The following is a 17542-nucleotide window of genomic DNA, read 5'->3' as shown; positions in this document are numbered from 1 at the left end:
ACAGACATGAACGATCCGAAAGTAGAAGAAGGCAAGTACGAATCCATCCTGCTGCGGGTGCTGTGGATGATTGTCTATGTGCTGGTCTGGCAAGTGGCGCAATTGATCCTCGGCGCAGTGGTGCTGGTGCAGCTGATCTATCGTTTGATATATGGCGCACCGAGCGCCAGCCTGATGAATTTCGGCGACAGCCTGAGCCAGTTTCTGGCGCAGATCGGTCGTTTCGGCAGCTTTCACAGCGACCAGAAGCCCTGGCCGTTCGCCGACTGGCCAGCGCCGCGTACACCGGAAGGTGAAGCCCCGCACGTTGTGGCGCCGGCGCCGCATCCGGCCCGAGATGAGGAACCGAAACTATGAAACTCTGGGTATTGCGTCATGGTGAAGCCGAACCTCACGGTACCCGTCCGGACTCCGAGCGGGCCCTGACCGATAAGGGGCGCAAAGAGGTGAAGCGCATCGCGGCCAAATTGAAGGGCAAACACCTGACTGCCATTTATGCCAGCCCTTACCTGCGAGCGCAGGAGACCGCAATGCTGGTGCGTAAGGAGCTGGGTTTTGCACCGGAGATTCGCACCGTCGAATGGCTGACGCCCGACAATAATCCGCAAGCAGTGGCGGAGCAGTTGGTTTCCGTGGATCACGCACTGCTGGTCAGCCACAACCCGCTGGTCGGTAACCTGCTGGGCTATTTGCAGCATGGTCACGTGCAAGACCCGGAGCGGGTCGGCACCGCCGGACTGGCCGAGCTTGAGGGCGATGAACTGCTGGTCGGGGCGATGAAGCTCAACGGCATCAAAACCCCGTAACCGGCTCCCACAGGACGCTGATTTTTGTGTGAAATAGTCAACCAAGCACTTGCTTGGTTGACTACGCTTGCTCCAGACCAGAAATATGGGAGCAAGTCGCATGTCTGCTGCTTTTCGTTTGCCACTGGACGTCTTCTACGAGCGCGAAGCCCGTCATCCACGCCAGCGCTTTCTGGTTCAGCCGACAGGGGGCGGCCAGGTCGAGACGCTGACCTGGGCCGACGTCGGTCATCAGGCGCGCTGTGCCGCCCACTGGCTGCGGGCTCGTGAATTGCCGCAAGGCAGCCACATCGCATTGATCTCGAAAAACTGTGCCCACTGGATCATCGCCGACCTGGCGATCTGGATGGCCGGGCATGTCTCGGTGCCGCTGTACCCCAATCTGACCGCCGAATCCGTGGCCCAGGTGCTCGAACATTCTGAAGCTGCACTGGCGTTCATCGGCAAGCTGGATGACTGGCCGGGCATGTCCGTCGGGATTAGGCCTGACCTGCCGACCATCAGCCTGCCGCTGTGCCCGGTGGGCACTTTCGATTTCAGCTGGGCAGACCTGCAACGCAGCTCACCGATTCAGGACGACCCCAAACCCGCCGCCGATCAACTGGCGACCATCATTTACACCTCTGGCACCACGGGCCAGCCCAAAGGCGTGATGCACAGTTTCGGCACGCTGGGATTTGCCACCACCCATGGCACCCGGTTGTTTGGCCTGAATGAGTCGGATCGCCTGCTGTCCTACCTGCCGCTGTGCCATGTCGCCGAGCGGATGTTCGTCGAGCTGGCAGCGATCTACACCGGGCAAACGGTGTTTTTCGCCGAGAGCCTCGACACCTTCCTCACCGATTTGCAGCGTGCCCGACCGACCGCGCTGTTCGGCGTGCCACGCATCTGGACCAAATTCCAGATGGGCGTGTACGGCAAGATCCCGGCAAAACGCCTCGACTTCCTGCTCGGCCTGCCTTTCATCGGCAAACGGGTAGGGCACAAAGTCCTCGCCGGGCTGGGGCTGGACGCTTTGCGCATCGCCTTGTCCGGCGCGGCGCCAGTGCCGCAGGCCTTGTTGAACTGGTATCGAAAACTGGGGCTGGACGTGCTGGAGGTGTACGGCATGACCGAAAGCTGCGGTTACTCCCACATCGGCCTGCCCGGTCAAAACAACCCTGGCTGGATCGGCAAGCCATGCCCGGAGGTCGAAGTACGGGTTGAGCCATCAGGTGAAGTGCTGGTGCGCAGCGGCGCGATCATGCTCGGCTATTTCAAGGAGCCTTTGAAAACCGCCGAAACCCTCACCGAGGACGGCTTCCTGCGCACCGGTGACAAGGGCGAGGAAGACGCCGAGGGCAACCTGCGCCTGACCGGGCGCCTGAAGGAAATTTTCAAGACCAGCAAAGGCAAATACGTGGCCCCAGCGCCGATCGAGAATCGCCTGGCGGTGCATTCGCGGATCGAACAAGTGTGCGTGGTGGGCGACGGCTTGAGCGCACCGCTGGGGTTATGCGTGTTGTCGGCGGTTGGCCTGCAAGACGCCAGCGGAACGATGAGGGCGGGCCTGCATTCAAGTCTGGAAAAGCTGCTGGAGGAGGTCAACGGTTCGCTTGATAAACATGAACGCTTGCACCGGCTGGTGGTGGTCAAGGACTGTTGGGCGGTGGAAAACGGTTTCCTGACACCGATCTTGAAGATCAAGCGCAACATGATTGAAGCGGCTTACGGTGCGCGCTTCGAAGAATGGAGCGCGCGCAGCGAGGCGGTGCTGTGGCAGGATTGAGTCACGAACAACACCAACAAAGGAACGCAACAATGACTCTGTGGCGCACCACTCCCAACATCGAGCAGTTGAACGCTATCCAGAAAAACACCATCGGCGAAGTGCTGGATATTCGCTTCGAAGCCTTCGATGACGAGTCTCTGACCGCGAGCATGGTCATTGACCACCGTACGCACCAGCCTTATGGATTGCTGCACGGCGGCGCTTCGGTGGTGCTGGCCGAAACCGTTGGCTCGATGGCCAGTTTCCTGTGCATCGACGCCAGCAAGTTTTATTGCGTGGGCCTGGAAATCAACGCCAACCATTTGCGCGGTCTGCGCAGCGGTCGGGTGACGGCGGTGGCCAAGGCGATTCACATCGGGCGCACCACCCATGTCTGGGATATTCGCTTGACCAGTGATGAGGGCAAGGCCAGTTGTGTGTCGCGGCTGACCATGGCGGTGGTGCCGTTGGGGGAGAATCCACCAGCACGATGAGTTTCGACATGTTCTGTGTAGCAGCTGGCGAAGCCTGCGTTCGGCTGCGCAGCAGTCGTAAATCCTGCCATCTCAATCTTCCTGAAACACCGCGGTGAATGGTCTAACGACTGTTGCGCAGCCGAACGCAGCCTTCGGCAGCTGCTACAAAGGGGCGGTCTATTCTTCTGCATCCCTATAGCCCTGACCCGACTGTCATCATTCCTGTCAGTTACGGTCATTGCTGTAGGACGCCGTCTTACGGACAATCAACGTCTGTTTTTCGCACATGGATCTGCCGGTATGTCGCAACAGATATTTTTCGCCCACGCCAATGGCTTTCCTTCGGGGACCTACAGCAAGTTGTTCGCGGCGCTGGCGCCCGAGTACCAGGTGGCGCATCTGGAGCAGCACGCCCATGACCCGCGTTTTCCGGCGGACGACAACTGGAGCAATCTGGTGGATGAGCTGATTCATCACCTCCAGCAGCAGCCGGAGCCGGTCTGGGGCGTCGGCCACTCTTTCGGCGGCGTGCTGCACCTGCACGCCGCGTTGCGTTGCCCTGAGTTGTATCGCGGCGTGGTCATGCTCGATTCACCGGTGCTGACCCGCACCGATCAATGGGTAATCCGTGCCGCCAAACGCTTCGGTTTCATCGATCGCCTGACCCCGGCCGGTCGCACGTTGGGACGACGGGAAGAGTTCGCCGATCTGGAAGCGGCCCGCCTGTATTTCGCCGGTAAAACCCTGTTTCGTGGCTTCGACCCGGAATGCTTCGAAGCCTATCTTCAACATGGTTTGCAAAAGGTCGGCGACAAGCTGCGCCTGCGTTTCGACCCGGCCACGGAAATCAGCATCTACCGCGGCGTACCCCACACTAGCCCCGGTCGCGCGCGGCAGTTGAAAGTGCCGCTGGCGGTGGTTCGCGGGCACAAGAGCCGCGTGGTGATGCGTCATCACGCCCGATCCGTCGGGCGCATGCCGCTGGGCGAGTCCTTGACCCTGCCCGGCGGTCACATGTTTCCCCTCGAACGTCCACAAGACACGGCCACGCTGCTGAAGAGCCTGTTCAGTCGCTGGGACGGTCGCCGCCAACAGGATTGCGCATGAATAGCGTCGTCGAAGAAGTTCGCCTGAGCCTGCCGCATATCGAGTTGGCGGCGCACCTGTTCGGTCCCGAGGACGGCTTGCCGGTGATGGCCTTGCACGGCTGGCTGGACAACGCCAACAGCTTTGCCCGGCTGGCGCCGAAGCTCAAAGGCTTGCGCATCATCGCGCTGGACATGGCCGGGCACGGTCACTCGGGGCACCGGCCGAGCGGCGCCGGTTATGCGCTGTGGGACTACGCCCACGACGTGCTGCAAGTGGCCGAGCAGTTGGGATGGAAACGTTTTGCGCTGCTGGGGCATTCCCTGGGGGCGATCGTCTCGCTGGTGCTGGCCGGGTCGTTGCCGGAGCGGGTGACTCACCTGGGGTTGATCGACGGCATCATTCCTCCTACAGACAAAGGCGAAAACGCCGCCGAACGCATGGGCATGGCCCTGCAGGCGCAGCTGGATCTGCGGGAAAAACGCAAACCGGTCTACAACACCCTCGACCGGGCCATCGAAGCGCGCATGAAAGGCTTGGTGGCGGTCAGTCGCGAAGCCGCCGAACTGCTGGCCCAGCGCGGCTTGATGCCGGTGCCGGGCGGTTATACCTGGCGTACCGACAACCGCCTGACGCTACCGTCGCCGCTGCGTCTGACCACTGAGCAGGCGATGGCTTTCGTCCAGCGCGTCAGTTGTCCTGCACACCTGGTGGTCGCGGCTGACGGCATGCTCGCCAAACATCCCGAGTTGCTGGAACGTCTACCCTTTAGCCATGAACAGTTGCCTGGCGGCCATCACTTGCACCTCAATGACGAACCCGGTGCCGGTCTTGTCGCAGACTGTTTCAATCGGTTCTTCGCCGTTCCTTGACTTGCGTCGGGCAACTGTCGAGGCTGGGCGGGTTGAAATGGGAGACAACCATGATAGATCTGTACACCGCTGCGACCCCGAATGGCCACAAGGTCTCTATCGTGCTCGAGGAACTCGGCCTGCCCTACACGGTGCATGCCTTGAGTTTCGACAAAAAGGAACAGAAGTCCGAGGAGTTCCTCAAGATCAACCCCAATGGCCGGATTCCGGCGATTGTCGACCGCGCCAATGGCGATTTCGCCGTGTTCGAGTCCGGCGCGATTCTGATTTACCTCGCCGAGATGACCGGCAAACTGCTGCCCCAGGATCCGAAAGGGCGCTCGGTGGTGTTGCAGTGGCTGATGTTCCAGATGGGTGGCATCGGCCCGATGCAGGGCCAGGCCAATGTGTTTTTCCGTTATTTCCCGGAAAAGCTCCAGGGCGCCATCGACCGTTATCAACATGAAACCCGGCGCTTGTATGAAGTGCTCGACACGCGTCTGCAAGCCGTGGAATTTCTGGCGGGCGAGTACAGCATTGCCGACATCGCGACCTTCCCGTGGGTCCGTGGCCATGACTGGTCCGGTGTCTCGGTGGACGGCTTGCCTGCCTTGCAACGCTGGCTGGCCGCCATGGAAGCACGCCCTGCGGTGCAGCGTGGTTTGCGGGTGCCGGAGCGCATCGATGATGCCAGTGTCATCAAGGGTGCCCAGGCCATGTTGATCCGATGAACCTATCCATGCGTTCACTCACTCTGCTGGCGCTGTGCAGTTTCAGTCCCTGGTTATTGGCCGCTGACATTCCTGGCAGTCAGGACCTGCCTATCGTGCCGCGCATAACCGATGCGCAGATCGTCGACTATCGCCCGACGGTAGAACTCGAGCGGATTTACCCGCTGGGTTCGATCCGCAAGATCAGCGGCCAATTGCGTTTCGACGGCCAGGTCACCGCTCGCGGTCAAACCACCTCGGTCACCTACGAATTGCCACCGGAGCACTCCTCCACCGATGCCTTCACCGCCGCCCGCGAAGCCTTGCAGAAGCAGGGCGCCGAGCTGTTGTTCTGGTGTCAGGCCCGGGATTGTGGCGAAAGCAGCCTGTGGGCCAATGAAGTCTTCGGTAACGCCAAGCTCTATGGCGCCGATAATCAGCAGGCTTATTTGCTGCTGCGTCTGGCGGCCCCCCAAGAAAACACCCTGGTGGCGCTGTACAGCATCACTCGCGGTAATCGCAGGGCTTATCTGCACGTCGAACAGTTCGATGCCTCGGCGCCGTTGGGTGATTTGCTGCCGACGTCCGCGACGTTGCTGCGCCAGCTCAAAAGCACCGGGAAACTCGATTTCCCCAAACTCGACGGCGACCCTGACGACACCTGGCTGCGTTTGATTTCCCGAGGCCTGAACCTGGACACCACACTGCGAGTCAGCGTTTCCGGGCCCAGTGCCGAAGCCTGGCGCCAGGCGTTGATCGGCCAGGGCGTGCGCACGGCGCGGATGGAAACCGGCAGCGTCGAAGGCTCTGGCCTGCACTTCGAACTGTTGCGATAAGCTTCATTTGGCGAATGCGTCTGCGCATTTGCCTACTCTTTGCGGGCTGACTTTTTTCGGGATCTTACATGGTCAATAACGATCGGCTGTTGGTGCAGATCCTGCTGCTGGTGCTGTTTGGCGCGAGTTTATGGGTAATGGCACCGTTCTGGTCGGCGCTGTTCTGGGGGGCGGTGCTGGCGTTTGCCAGTTGGCCGTTGATGCGTCTGTTGACCCGTTGGCTCAATGGTCGTGAATCCCTGGCGGCGCTGTTACTGACGCTTGGCTGGATGCTGCTGGTGGCGGTGCCGCTGGTGTGGCTGGGGTTCAACCTGGCGGATCACGTGCGCGATGCCACGGCGTTCATCAAGGATGTGCAGGTCGATGGTCTGCCTGAAGCGCCGGCCTGGGTTGGCGGTATTCCTTTGGTCGGCGAGCGGCTGGTGGGGATCTGGAACAGCATCGATCAGCAAGGTGCGGCGATGATGCTGGCGATCAAGCCATATCTGGGTCAGGTCGGTAACTGGTTGCTGGCACGCAGTGCGCAGATTGGCGGCGGGATCCTCGAGTTGACGCTGAGTATCGTGTTTGTGTTCTTTTTCTACCGGGACGGGCCGCGTTTGGCGGTGTTTGTCCATGGGTTGCTGGAGCGGCTGATTGGCGACCGCGCCGGGTATTACATCGAACTGGTGGCGGGCACCGTGCAACGGGTGGTCAACGGGGTGATCGGTACAGCGGCGGCGCAGGCGGTGCTGGCGTTGATCGGCTTCCTGATTGCCGGCGTGCCTGGGGCGCTGGTGCTGGGGATCGTGACGTTCTTGCTGAGCCTGATTCCGATGGGGCCGCCGTTGGTGTGGATTCCGGCCACGGCGTGGCTGGCCTGGAAGGGTGAGTACGGAATGGCAGTGTTCCTCGGGATCTGGGGCACGTTCATTATCAGCGGGGTCGACAACGTGCTTAAGCCGTACCTGATCAGCCGGGGCGGGAATTTGCCGTTGGTGATTGTGCTGCTCGGGGTGTTTGGCGGGTTGATTGCGTTCGGGTTTATCGGCCTGTTCATTGGCCCGACGTTGTTGGCAGTGGCTTACAGCCTGTTGACCGATTGGAGCAAGAGCCAGGCTCGGGTTGAAGATCGCCGGCCCTAAGTTTTTTGTTGGGTCTTAGGGCCGCGAAGTTTTTTGACTCAGGTCGCTACGTTCAGGTGTTTGCCCACGGTCGCCACGTTGTCGAGCGAATACTGCTTGCTCAGGTTGGCGATCATTTTGTTCAGGGCTTCGGTCACGTTGAACTGATGGGTGGAGCTGTCGGAGTTCTGCTCGCGGCCGGCTTGCAGGACGGCTTTCAGTTCATCGTTGCTGACGCCACCGCTGCTGTCGCTATCGAGTACTTTGAGCAACGCGGCGCTGGTGTCGGTGGCGGTCGATGAAGTGCTGTCGCTCGCCTGCAACGCGCTGCTCAGTTCCGTGGCCGTGACACTGCCATCGCTGTCGGTATCGACTTGGCTGAACAGCTCTTCGCTGGACATCTGCTGAGGTGGCGGTGGCGGCGGGGTCAGGCTGGCGGCGAGTTCGTCCTGGCTGACGGTGCCGTCTTCATTCTTGTCCAGGGCCGAGAAGATTTTCGAGCTGTCGGCCGTGCTGCCGGCACTGGTCAGGCCATTGCTCAGCTCATCGCTGTTGATGGCGCCGTCGCCGTCTTTGTCCAAAGCGCTGATCAGCGCATCGGCCAGCTCGGTGTTCGGTGCCTGATCGTGCGGCGGTGGCGTCGGAGGGGCCATCGCGGCCATCTCTTCGCTGCTCAGGCTGCCGCTTTTGTCGCTGTCCAGATCGCTGAAGTTCTTGCTCAGGCTGACCAGCAGACCATCGTCGTTTTTCTGCGACAGGGCGCTCTTGAGCTCATCCTGATCCACCGCACCGTCGCTGTTGTTGTCGAGTTTGGCGAGCAGTTCTTTCTGGAATTGCTGGCTACGGGCGCTGTTGGTGGCGGTACTGCTGGTGCTGGTATAGCTCGTGTAGCTGCTGACACTACCGATCATTGTGCTCACTCCTTGGAATGGGAAACCGGTGGGTGCACCGGCTTATGCAGCCTCAAGGGGCAAGTTGTCGTGGGTATGTGGGATTTGTACCGATGGGTACACACAACTTATCCAGTCAGACCCGGATCCTGTGGGTGCGGGCTTAGACGCGGGGCAGGCGGATGACGGCGGTCAGACCACCGCCGGGCGTTTCTTCCAGGCTCAACTGCCCGCCCAAACGCTCCGCGGCTTCCCGGGCGATGGTCATGCCCAGGCCGACGCCGCCGGAGTTGCGATTACGCGAACCTTCCAGGCGAAAGAACGGTTCAAACACCGCTTCACGTTTTTCCGCCGCGATACCCGGGCCATGGTCAATGACCCGGATCACCAGTTGTTCGCGACTGTCCTCAAGCGTGATCAGCGCGTCCCCGGCATAACGCAAGGCGTTGTCCAGCAGGTTGTTGATGCACGAGCGCAAAGCCATCGGTTGGACCTGCAGCGGGGCGCAACGGCCGCGGGCCTGGACGTCGGCGCCCTGGTCCTGGGCGTTTTCGCTCAGGGACTCCACCAGCGCCTGCACGTCCATCCATTGTGGCGCCTCGCTGGTGCGCTGTTCGTGCAGGTAGGTGAGGGTGGAATCGAGCATGCCGATCATGTCGTCCAGGTCCTGACGCATTTGGCCTTGCAGCTTCTCATCGTCGATCTGTTCCAGCCGCAGCTTGAGCCGCGACAGCGGTGTGCGCAGGTCATGGGACACCGCGCCGAGCATGCGCGAACGTTGCTGCATTTGTTCAAGAATGCGTTTCTGCATCAGGTTGAAAGTGTGCGCCGCTTGCCGCGCTTCCCGTGGGCCGGACTCATCCAGAGGCGGACTGTCGAGATTTTCACTCAGGCGCTCGGCGGCGTCGCTCAGGCGTTGAATCGGGCGGGTCAATAGCTTGGCGCCGTACCAGGCGGCGATGATCAGCGAGACAAACTGAAAGGTCAGTGGCACCAGCGGCCCGCCGAACCATGGCCGCGGTGGTCGATTGCCGAAACGCGGGTCCATTGGTGGGGGAGGGCCGTCAAAGCGCTCGGAAAACCCCGGCGGCGGAGGGGGAGGAGGGGGCGGCCCGTAATGTTTGAACCATAAAAAAGCTAACAAGTGCGCCAGTACGATCGCCACCAACAGCACGCCGAACAGGCGGCCGAACAGCGTATCGAAGCGCGCACGCATCAGCTGATGTCTCGTGCGTCGAACAGATAACCCTCACCGCGAACGGTCTTGATCAACTGCGGGGCTTTCGGGTCGTCGCCCAGTTTCTGGCGCAGGCGCGACACCAACAGATCGATGCTGCGATCAAACGCTTCGATCGAGCGACCGCGCGCCGCGTCCAGCAGTTGTTCGCGGCTGAGCACCCGGCGCGGCCGTTCGATGAACACCCAAAGCAAACGGAATTCGGCGTTGGACAGTGGCACCACCAGGCCATCGGCGGCGATCAACTGGCGCAACACGCTGTTCAATCGCCAGTTGTCGAAGCGAATATTCGCACGCTGTTCAGTACGGTCGTCGCGCACCCGACGCAGAATGGTCTGAATCCGCGCAACCAGTTCCCGCGGCTCGAACGGCTTGGCCATGTAGTCGTCGGCGCCCAGTTCCAGGCCGATGATCCGGTCGGTGGGTTCGCAGCGGGCGGTGAGCATCAGAATCGGGATGTCCGATTCGGCGCGCAGCCAGCGGCACAGCGACAAACCATCTTCACCCGGCAACATCAGATCGAGCACCACCACATCGAAATGCTCGGCTTGCAGCGCCTGACGCATGGCGGCGCCATCGGAGACGCCGCTGGCGTGGATATTGAAACGGGCCAGGTAGTCGATCATCAGTTCGCGGATCGGAACGTCATCGTCGACGATCAGGGCGCGAATGCTCCAGCGTTTGTCATCGGCCGGCGCTTTTTGATCGTCGTTCAGAGGTGCTGGGGAGTTGTGCATGCGTGCGTTCATCTGCCAGGTAGGCTGCCAACCACAAAGATAGGCTGCGAGGTTGTGGCTTCAGCATAGGCGTCCGGCCGTGAGGCGGGAAGTGCTGTAGGGCTTGTTGCGGCTGACGAGGGTAGCGTTGAAGGGTGTTGTGGGCGTGTCGTGTGTGTATCGGGGTCGACACAATTGCCGCAGCAGCTAGTCTTGCCTGAGCCGCGACGACGAATTACCGATCATCGGGTCCCGCAGCGGCGCTGGTTCCGCTACAATGCGCGCCGATTTCGACTTGCCTGAGAGCCCACTCATGTCCGCCTGCCAGACGCCTATCATCGTCGCCCTGGATTTCCCCACCCGTGACGCCGCACTGAAGCTGGCCGATCAACTGGACCCGAAACTGTGCCGGGTCAAAGTCGGTAAAGAACTGTTTACCAGTTGCGCTTCGGAAATCGTCGGCACCTTGCGCGACAAGGGTTTCGAAGTGTTCCTGGACCTCAAGTTCCACGACATTCCGAACACCACCGCCATGGCCGTCAAGGCGGCTGCGGAAATGGGCGTATGGATGGTCAATGTGCACTGCTCCGGCGGCCTGCGCATGATGGCCGCCTGCCGCGAAGTGCTCGATCAGCGCAGCGGCCCGAAACCGCTGTTGATCGGCGTGACCGTGCTGACCAGCATGGAGCGTGAGGATCTGGCGGGTATTGGCCTGGACATCGAGCCGCAGGAGCAGGTGCTGCGCCTGGCCGCGCTGGCGGAAAAGGCCGGGATGGACGGTCTGGTCTGCTCGGCCCAGGAAGCCCAGGCCTTGAAAGCCGCCCACCCGTCGTTGCAACTGGTGACGCCGGGGATTCGTCCGGCGGGCAGTGCCCTGGACGATCAGCGCCGCATCCTGACGCCGCGTCAGGCGCTGGATGCCGGTTCCGATTACCTGGTGATCGGCCGTCCGATCAGTCAGGCGGCGGATCCGGCCAAGGCGTTGGCGGCGGTCGTCGCAGAAATCGCTTAAGCGCCGATTCGCGGGCAAGCCTCGCTCCTGTAGGAGCGAGCGGTGCGGCGATCCGACTTGCCCGCGAAGCTTTTATACCTTCAACACCAACTTCCCGAAATTCTCGCCGCTGAACAACTTCATCAGCGTCTCCGGGAATGTTTCCAGTCCCTCGACGATGTCTTCCTTGCTCTTGAGCTGCCCCTTGGCCATCCAGCCGGCCATTTCCTGCCCGGCAGCGGCGAACTGTGCGGCGTAATCCATCACCACGAAGCCTTCCATCCGCGCGCGGTTGACCAGCAAGGCCAGGTAGTTGGCCGGGCCTTTGACCGCTTCCTTGTTGTTGTACTGGCTGATGGCACCGCAAATCACCACCCGTGCCTTCATGTTCAGGCGGCTCAGCACGGCGTCGAGAATATCGCCGCCGACGTTATCGAAATACACGTCGACGCCTTTCGGGCATTCACGCTTGAGGCCGGCGATCACGTCTTCGTTCTTGTAATCGATGGCACCGTCAAAACCCAGCTCATCGATCAGGAACTTGCACTTGTCCGCGCCGCCGGCGATGCCGACCACCCGGCAACCTTTGATCTTGGCGATTTGCCCGGCGATGCTGCCCACCGCACCGGCCGCGCCCGACAACACCACGGTGTCGCCGGCTTTCGGCGCGCCGACATCGAGCAGAGCGAAGTAGGCGGTCATTCCGGTCATGCCCAGCGCGGATAAATAACGCGGCAGCGGCGCCAGTTTCGGATCGACCTTGTAGAAACCTCGCGGCTCGCCAAGGAAGTAATCCTGCACACCCAAGGCACCGTTGACGTAGTCCCCCACGGCAAAGCCCGGATTGTTCGAGGCGATGACTTTGCCTACGCCCAATGCACGCATCACTTCACCAATGCCGACCGGCGGGATGTAGGACTTGCCCTCGTTCATCCAGCCACGCATGGCCGGGTCCAGGGACAGGTATTCGTTCTTGACCAGGATCTGACCTGCCGCAGGCTCACCGACTGGTACTTCTTGATAGGTGAACGTCTCGCGGGTAGCTGGCCCCACGGGACGTTTGGCGAGCAGGAACTGGCGATTGGTCTGGGTAGTCATGACAGGCACTCAAGATGAATGAAGCCTTGTTGATAGACCTTCATGGACGATGCTGCAAGGTTGGCTGACACGGCGAATGCACATCGATCCAGTGCAGTGATAGTCAGGGCGGCAGTTCCATCACCGCCACTCATGGGCGCCCAACCGGCCTTCTGATAGTGCTGCCGTGTCACAAGGCGCTGTGGCTAACTGAAAACACGTGACTCCCCACATTCTTCTCTTCGAGGACATAACAATGAGCATGACGTTTTCCGGCCAGGTCGCCGTTGTGACGGGCGCGGCCAATGGGATTGGCCGCGCAACCGCTTTGGCGTTCGCCGCCGAAGGGTTGAAAGTGGTGGTGGCCGATCTGGACGTGGCCGGTGGTGAAGGCACTGTGGCGCTGATTCGCGCTGCCGGCGGTGACGCGACCTTCGTGCGCTGCAATGTCACTGTGGAAAGCGATGTAAAAAATCTGATGGACGAGGTCGTGAATGCCTACGGCCGTCTCGACTATGCCTTCAACAATGCCGGCATCGAAATCGAGAAAGGCAAACTGGCCGAGGGCACGCTCGATGAGTTCGACGCGATCATGGGCGTCAACGTCAAAGGCGTCTGGCTGTGCATGAAGTACCAGTTGCCATTGCTGCTGGCCCAGGGCGGCGGCGCGATCGTCAATACCGCTTCGGTCGCCGGCCTGGGGGCTGCGCCGAAGATGAGCATCTACGCCGCCTCCAAACATGCGGTGATCGGCCTGACCAAATCGGCGGCCATCGAATACGCCAAGAAAAAGATTCGCGTGAATGCGGTGTGCCCGGCGGTGATCGACACCGATATGTTCCGTCGGGCCTATGAAGCGGACCCGAAGAAGGGCGAGTTCGCCAATGCCATGCACCCGGTCGGACGTATCGGCAAGGTCGAGGAGATTGCCAGCGCGGTGCTGTACCTGTGCAGCGACGGCGCGGCGTTCACCACCGGTCATTCGCTGGCGGTGGATGGTGGGGTTACGGCGTTTTAATCAGGCGTTTCGATATACCTGCTTTTGTGGCGAGGGAGCTTGCTCACGCTGGGCTGCGTAGCGGCCCCAAAAATCTGACAACCATTGCCGGTTTTTGTGAGTGCTACGCACTCAAGCGGGAGCAAGCTCCCTCGCCACAGGTTTCTCAGCATTACGCACACTGCCATCGGTTCCGTGAAAACACCGGGCATTGTGTTTCAAATGGTTAGAACCGACGGTTTTGGCGGTTTTGTCGCACATCTTGTCGAGCGCTCCTGTGATTAACTGTTTTCCGCAAAACAGACAGGAGTTTGCTTGCTCATGGAGTTGAGAATCGATCGACAGGCATTGGTGCCGGTCGTGCAGCAAATCGTCGACGCGATGGCCGACTGGCTCCATCGTGGCGAGGTGTCGCCGGGGACACGTTTGCCTTCCGTGCGGCAAATCGCGCGGATCAATCTGCTCAGCCAATCCAGTGTTGTCGAGGCCTGTGAACGGTTAGTGGCCCAAGGTGTGCTGGCCACGCGTAGCGGGGCGGGTTTCTTTGTCGCGGCAACGGCGCTTGCCGCTCACGGGCAACGGGATTTTTCCTGGTTCGAGGGGGTTGAGCAGCAGAGTGGCGTCGCGGGCGATCTGAAGCTGGGTTGCGGCGGATTACCCGAAAGCTGGCGCGAGACTGACGACCTGAGCTATGCCATACGCCAGGTCAGCCGCACCGATATGGCCGGTTTGTTCAACTACAGCACACCGCTGGGCCTGCTTGCCCTGCGCCAACAGATCCTCAAACGACTGAAGCAGCTGGATATCGCGGTGGATGAAAGTCGAATCCTCACCACGGCGGGTGCCAGTCATGGGCTCGACCTGATCGTGCGCACGTTGTTCAAACCGGGCGATTGCGTGGTGGTGGAGAACCCCGGTTATTCGATGCTGTTCGATTTGCTCAGGCTGCATGGGGTCAGCATGATCGAAGTCCCACGAACGCCTCACGGACCCGACACCGAAGCACTCCAGGCACTGTTGCTGAAATACAAACCCCGTGGCTTGTTCATCAACAGTTTTTATCACAACCCCACCGGCAGCAGTTTGACCCTGGGCGTGGCTCGGCAGGTTATGCAGCTGGCCAGAAAGCATGGCGTACTGGTGATCGAAGACGACGTCTATGCGGATTTGTACCGCGGTCCCGGGACGCGTCTTGCGGCACTGGGTATCGATGACAACGTGATCTACGTCGGCAGCTACTCCAAAACTCTCAGCAGTTCGTTGCGGGTCGGCTTTGTCGTGGCGGGTGCCGACGTCATTGCGCGACTGGCCGAGGTCAAGATGATCAGCAGCATGGGTGCTTCACGGTTCAGCGAATCGGTGCTGGCTTCTTTGTTGGCCAGTGGTGCCTATCGCAAATTGGTGCAGCGTCAGCGCCAGCGTTTAAGCACCGACAGGGACGCGGCCTTGCAGGTGCTTGAAGACGCGGAATGGGAGGTTTTCGGCAAACCCGCAGGTGGCCTGTTCATCTGGGCGCGATCGCGCAAGGCCGACGCCGTTCAGGTGCAGGTTCAGGCGCGACGCTTCGGCATCCGTCTGTCATGCGCAACGGCATTCAGCCCCACCGGCGAGGCTCATGACTGGCAGCGCATCAACGTTGCCTATGCCTGTGATCCTCGTGCTCGGGCATTTTTTCAGGCTACCGCCAGGGTCTGTTGACGTTTGGTGGCGAGCCGCGTTGCGATGCCAACGTGCGCGAGGCAAGGCGCGGGATGCCGCCAATGGTTGTTCCCTTGGCAAATCCCGCAACGCAGCCTCGCGCACGTTGGCGCGCAACCCGAAGGGACGGAGCCAACGTTGCGGTCGTCACCAAACGTCAACAGACCCTGAGGATCGACCTCAAGCGTTCTGAAAACGACGCTGGCGTAGCTTTTGGCCATTATTCCGACGCCAGAGACTTGTGTTGGCACAAGCCCGTTGCGAATCTGCATCAACAGATAATGGCAGGGGACTAAGCGCAATGATTTCGGCCGTGCAAGGACGTTTTGCCAACCTCGGTATGGCGAAAAAACTGGGTGTCGGGTTTGTACTGGTGCTGCTGTTGACAGCCCTGGTGGCGGCCATCGGCGTATGGTCCCTGCAAACCATCAGTCATCGCTTCGATGGGCTCAAGCAGATGTCGTCGCTCAACAGCGGTTTGCTCAAGGTGCGTCTGCTTGAGCAGGACTACGTCTTGCGCGGCGACCCGAAAACCGTGGAAGCCTTGCACGCGGGGGTGGACGCGTTGATCGCGCTGGCGACCGAGCTCAAGGCTCAGTCCGCAGCCAACGTGCCGGTCATGAATGACGTCGAACAGTCTCTGGGGGCTTATCGCAAAGCCTTTGACGAGTTCGTCTCGCTGAGTCAGGCCAAGGACCTGGCGCTGGAAATGGCCAGTTGGTCGGTGTCCAGTGTGGCCAATAACCTGGATGTGCTGCAGTCCGGGCTTAGCGATGATGGCGCCTATGCCTTGAAGGAGTCCGAGGGCAAGGACGGTGCGCAATTCATCGAGCAGGCGAATCAGGTCAGCCAGGTCTCGCGACTGATGTTGCAGGCCATGAACGAAGCGCACGTACGTCTGGATCAGAGCCGCAAGGGCGACGACAGTGCCGGGCAGGGCAAGATCGAGCAAGCCGACCAGGCGCTGGCCCAGGCCGAACAGTTGAAAGCTACCGTAAAGGATGAGGGTTACCAGACGGTCCTCAATGAAGTGTCGGGTCATATCGGCAGTTTCACTGAAAAACTCGCCGAGTACACCGGGCTGTTGGCGCAGGAAAAGACCGTCTCCGAGCAACTCCACCAGCGCGCCGCGCAAGTGGTGGAGCGGGTGGATCAGGCCTACGTTGCCGAAGACCGGTCGATGCAGGCAGAGCTGAAAAAGAACTCGCTGTTGATCATCGGCTCCTCGGCACTGGCCTTGCTGGTCGGGCTGATTGCCGCGTGGGTGATTACCCGGTTGATCGTCGCACCGCTGCGCAGCGTGATCCGTGTCGCCCAGCAGATCGCCGCGGGCGATTTGAGCGCGACGATTGAGGTGACCCGCCGTGACGAGATCGGCCAGTTGATGCAAGCCATGCAGCAAATGGGCGCGGGGCTCAGCAGCATTGTCAGTGGTTTGCAGGCCGGTATCGAACAGCTGGCAAGCTCTGCGCAATCGCTGTCGGCGGTGACCGAGCAGACCAACCTTGAAGTCAGCAGCCAGAAAGAAGAAACCGAGCAGGTCGCCACCGCGATGAACCAGATGACCGCCACGGTGCACGATGTGGCACGTAACGCGGAGGAGGCCGCCCAGGCGGCGCAGACGGCCGATGGCAAGGTCGAAAGCGGTCAGCAGGTGGTGCGTCAGAGCATGGCGCGAATTGAGCAACTGGCGGACTCGGCCACCTCGGCCAGCTCCAGCATCGAAAGCCTCAGTGCAGAAATCCAGAACATCGGCACGGTGCTCAGCGTGATCAAAAGCGTTGCCGAGCAGACCAACCTGTTGGCGCTCAATGCGGCCATCGAGGCGGCGCGTGCCGGCGAGCAGGGCAGGGGCTTTGCGGTGGTGGCCGATGAGGTTCGGGCACTGGCCAGGCGAACCCAGCAATCGACCGAGGAAATCGAACGCCTGGTCAGTGCCTTGCGCTCGGCGGCGCAATCGTCGGTGCAGCAGATTCAGAGCAGTGGCGAGTTGGTGAAACTGGCGGTGAGCGATGCGTTGCAGACCGAAAGTGCATTGGGGAGTATTGCGGCGGCGGTGTCGCTGATTCAGCAGATGAACCAGCAGATTGCAGCGGCTGCGGAGGAGCAGAGCTCGGTGGCCGAGGAGATCAATCGCAGTGTCACGAGCATTCGCGCCAGTGCGGATCAGTCTTCATTGGCGATGCAGGGCAATGCGGCGTCGAGTATTGAACTGGCGCAGTTGGGGAGTGAGTTGAGGGGGATGGTGGGGCATTTCAAGCTGTAGCAGCTGCCGAAGGCCCGGGCTGTGTCCGGATGATCTATTGACTCTGGCGGGC

At 60.9% G+C, this 17542-nt stretch carries 17 protein-coding genes and 1 pseudogene; 14 read left to right on the top strand and 4 right to left on the bottom strand.

What is annotated here, in order from left to right; translation table 11 throughout:
- The first annotated feature begins 6 nt into the window (after positions 1-6).
- The 9 genes from F475_RS26935 (at position 7) to F475_RS26895 (ending at position 7639) form a co-directional block, all read left to right on the top strand.
- A complete protein-coding gene (locus F475_RS26935) occupies positions 7-357 on the top strand; it encodes a DUF4389 domain-containing protein (RefSeq protein WP_018926280.1) in 351 nt (116 codons plus the stop codon).
- Entirely contained in the window at positions 354-806 is a 453-nt protein-coding gene (gene sixA / locus F475_RS26930) for a phosphohistidine phosphatase SixA (protein ID WP_018926279.1), read from the top strand. Before F475_RS26935 ends, sixA begins: the two co-directional genes overlap by 4 nt.
- A 100-nt stretch (positions 807-906) precedes the next feature.
- A complete protein-coding gene (locus F475_RS26925; protein ID WP_111455161.1) occupies positions 907-2574 on the top strand; it encodes an AMP-binding protein in 1668 nt (555 codons plus the stop codon).
- A gap of 32 nt (positions 2575-2606) precedes the next feature.
- Positions 2607-3050, top strand: coding sequence for a hotdog fold thioesterase (locus tag F475_RS26920; RefSeq protein ID WP_096480908.1), 444 nt, complete (start codon positions 2607-2609; stop codon positions 3048-3050).
- 282 nt (positions 3051-3332) lie between these two features.
- Complete coding sequence (locus tag F475_RS26915) at positions 3333-4139, top strand: alpha/beta fold hydrolase (protein ID WP_111455160.1); 807 nt, start codon at positions 3333-3335, stop codon at positions 4137-4139.
- Complete coding sequence (locus tag F475_RS26910; protein ID WP_111455159.1) at positions 4136-4990, top strand: alpha/beta hydrolase; 855 nt, start codon at positions 4136-4138, stop codon at positions 4988-4990. The genes F475_RS26915 and F475_RS26910 overlap by 4 nt, the downstream gene beginning before the upstream one ends.
- A 50-nt stretch (positions 4991-5040) precedes the next feature.
- Positions 5041-5700 carry a glutathione S-transferase family protein gene (locus tag F475_RS26905; RefSeq protein WP_096480905.1) on the top strand — a complete coding sequence of 220 codons (660 nt, stop codon included), beginning with the start codon at positions 5041-5043 and terminating at the stop codon, positions 5698-5700.
- An 8-nt stretch (positions 5701-5708) separates the two neighbouring features.
- Entirely contained in the window at positions 5709-6515 is an 807-nt protein-coding gene (locus F475_RS26900) for a DUF4892 domain-containing protein (protein WP_018926273.1), read from the top strand.
- A 68-nt stretch (positions 6516-6583) separates the two neighbouring features.
- Entirely contained in the window at positions 6584-7639 is a 1056-nt protein-coding gene (locus F475_RS26895; protein ID WP_018926272.1) for an AI-2E family transporter, read from the top strand.
- Between the two features lie 38 nt (positions 7640-7677).
- Here F475_RS26895 and xopAW read toward each other — a convergent pair whose 3' ends face one another.
- The 3 genes from xopAW to F475_RS26880 all read right to left on the bottom strand — a co-directional run bounded on the left by xopAW (position 7678) and on the right by F475_RS26880 (position 10482).
- Positions 7678-8529 (bottom strand): XopAW family type III secretion system calcium-binding effector, encoded by an 852-nt coding sequence (gene xopAW, locus F475_RS26890; RefSeq protein WP_111455158.1) that lies wholly within the window; start codon positions 8527-8529, stop codon positions 7678-7680.
- A gap of 142 nt (positions 8530-8671) precedes the next feature.
- Positions 8672-9724, bottom strand: a complete 1053-nt coding sequence (locus tag F475_RS26885; RefSeq protein ID WP_064616535.1) for a HAMP domain-containing sensor histidine kinase — start codon at positions 9722-9724, stop codon at positions 8672-8674.
- Positions 9724-10482, bottom strand: coding sequence for a response regulator (locus F475_RS26880; protein ID WP_019581208.1), 759 nt, complete (start codon positions 10480-10482; stop codon positions 9724-9726). The genes F475_RS26885 and F475_RS26880 overlap by 1 nt, the downstream gene beginning before the upstream one ends.
- A 292-nt stretch (positions 10483-10774) precedes the next feature.
- Here F475_RS26880 and pyrF point away from each other — a divergent pair, with 292 nt between their 5' ends.
- Positions 10775-11473 (top strand): orotidine-5'-phosphate decarboxylase, encoded by a 699-nt coding sequence (pyrF, locus tag F475_RS26875; protein ID WP_167331181.1) that lies wholly within the window; start codon positions 10775-10777, stop codon positions 11471-11473.
- A 72-nt stretch (positions 11474-11545) separates the two neighbouring features.
- On the opposite strand, the gene F475_RS26870 is transcribed toward pyrF, so the two are convergent.
- Positions 11546-12550: an NADP-dependent oxidoreductase gene (locus F475_RS26870; RefSeq protein WP_018926267.1), complete on the bottom strand. Its 1005-nt coding sequence runs from the start codon at positions 12548-12550 to the stop codon at positions 11546-11548.
- Positions 12551-12785: 235 nt separating this feature from the next.
- Between F475_RS26870 and F475_RS26865 the strand changes: the two genes are divergently transcribed.
- From F475_RS26865 to F475_RS31195, 4 genes and pseudogenes are all read left to right on the top strand, one after another.
- The gene (locus F475_RS26865) at positions 12786-13547 is read left to right on the top strand and encodes an SDR family oxidoreductase (protein WP_064616537.1); all 762 of its coding nucleotides are present in this window, start codon (positions 12786-12788) and stop codon (positions 13545-13547) included.
- A gap of 300 nt (positions 13548-13847) precedes the next feature.
- Positions 13848-15224 carry a PLP-dependent aminotransferase family protein gene (locus F475_RS26855; protein WP_111455156.1) on the top strand — a complete coding sequence of 459 codons (1377 nt, stop codon included), beginning with the start codon at positions 13848-13850 and terminating at the stop codon, positions 15222-15224.
- 301 nt (positions 15225-15525) lie between these two features.
- A pseudogene (locus tag F475_RS31200) lies at positions 15526-16629 on the top strand (HAMP domain-containing protein); the annotation flags it as partial.
- Complete coding sequence (locus F475_RS31195) at positions 16609-17490, top strand: methyl-accepting chemotaxis protein (RefSeq protein WP_371861333.1); 882 nt, start codon at positions 16609-16611, stop codon at positions 17488-17490. The pseudogene F475_RS31200 and the gene F475_RS31195, both read left to right, overlap by 21 nt.
- Positions 17491-17542 lie beyond the last annotated feature (52 nt).

The sequence above is a fragment of the Pseudomonas sp. URMO17WK12:I6 genome (genome assembly GCF_003253625.1).
Lineage (GTDB): Bacteria > Pseudomonadota > Gammaproteobacteria > Pseudomonadales > Pseudomonadaceae > Aquipseudomonas.
Note: the sequence above shows the minus strand (reverse complement) of the source record. Positions and strands in the feature narration are given on the sequence as shown.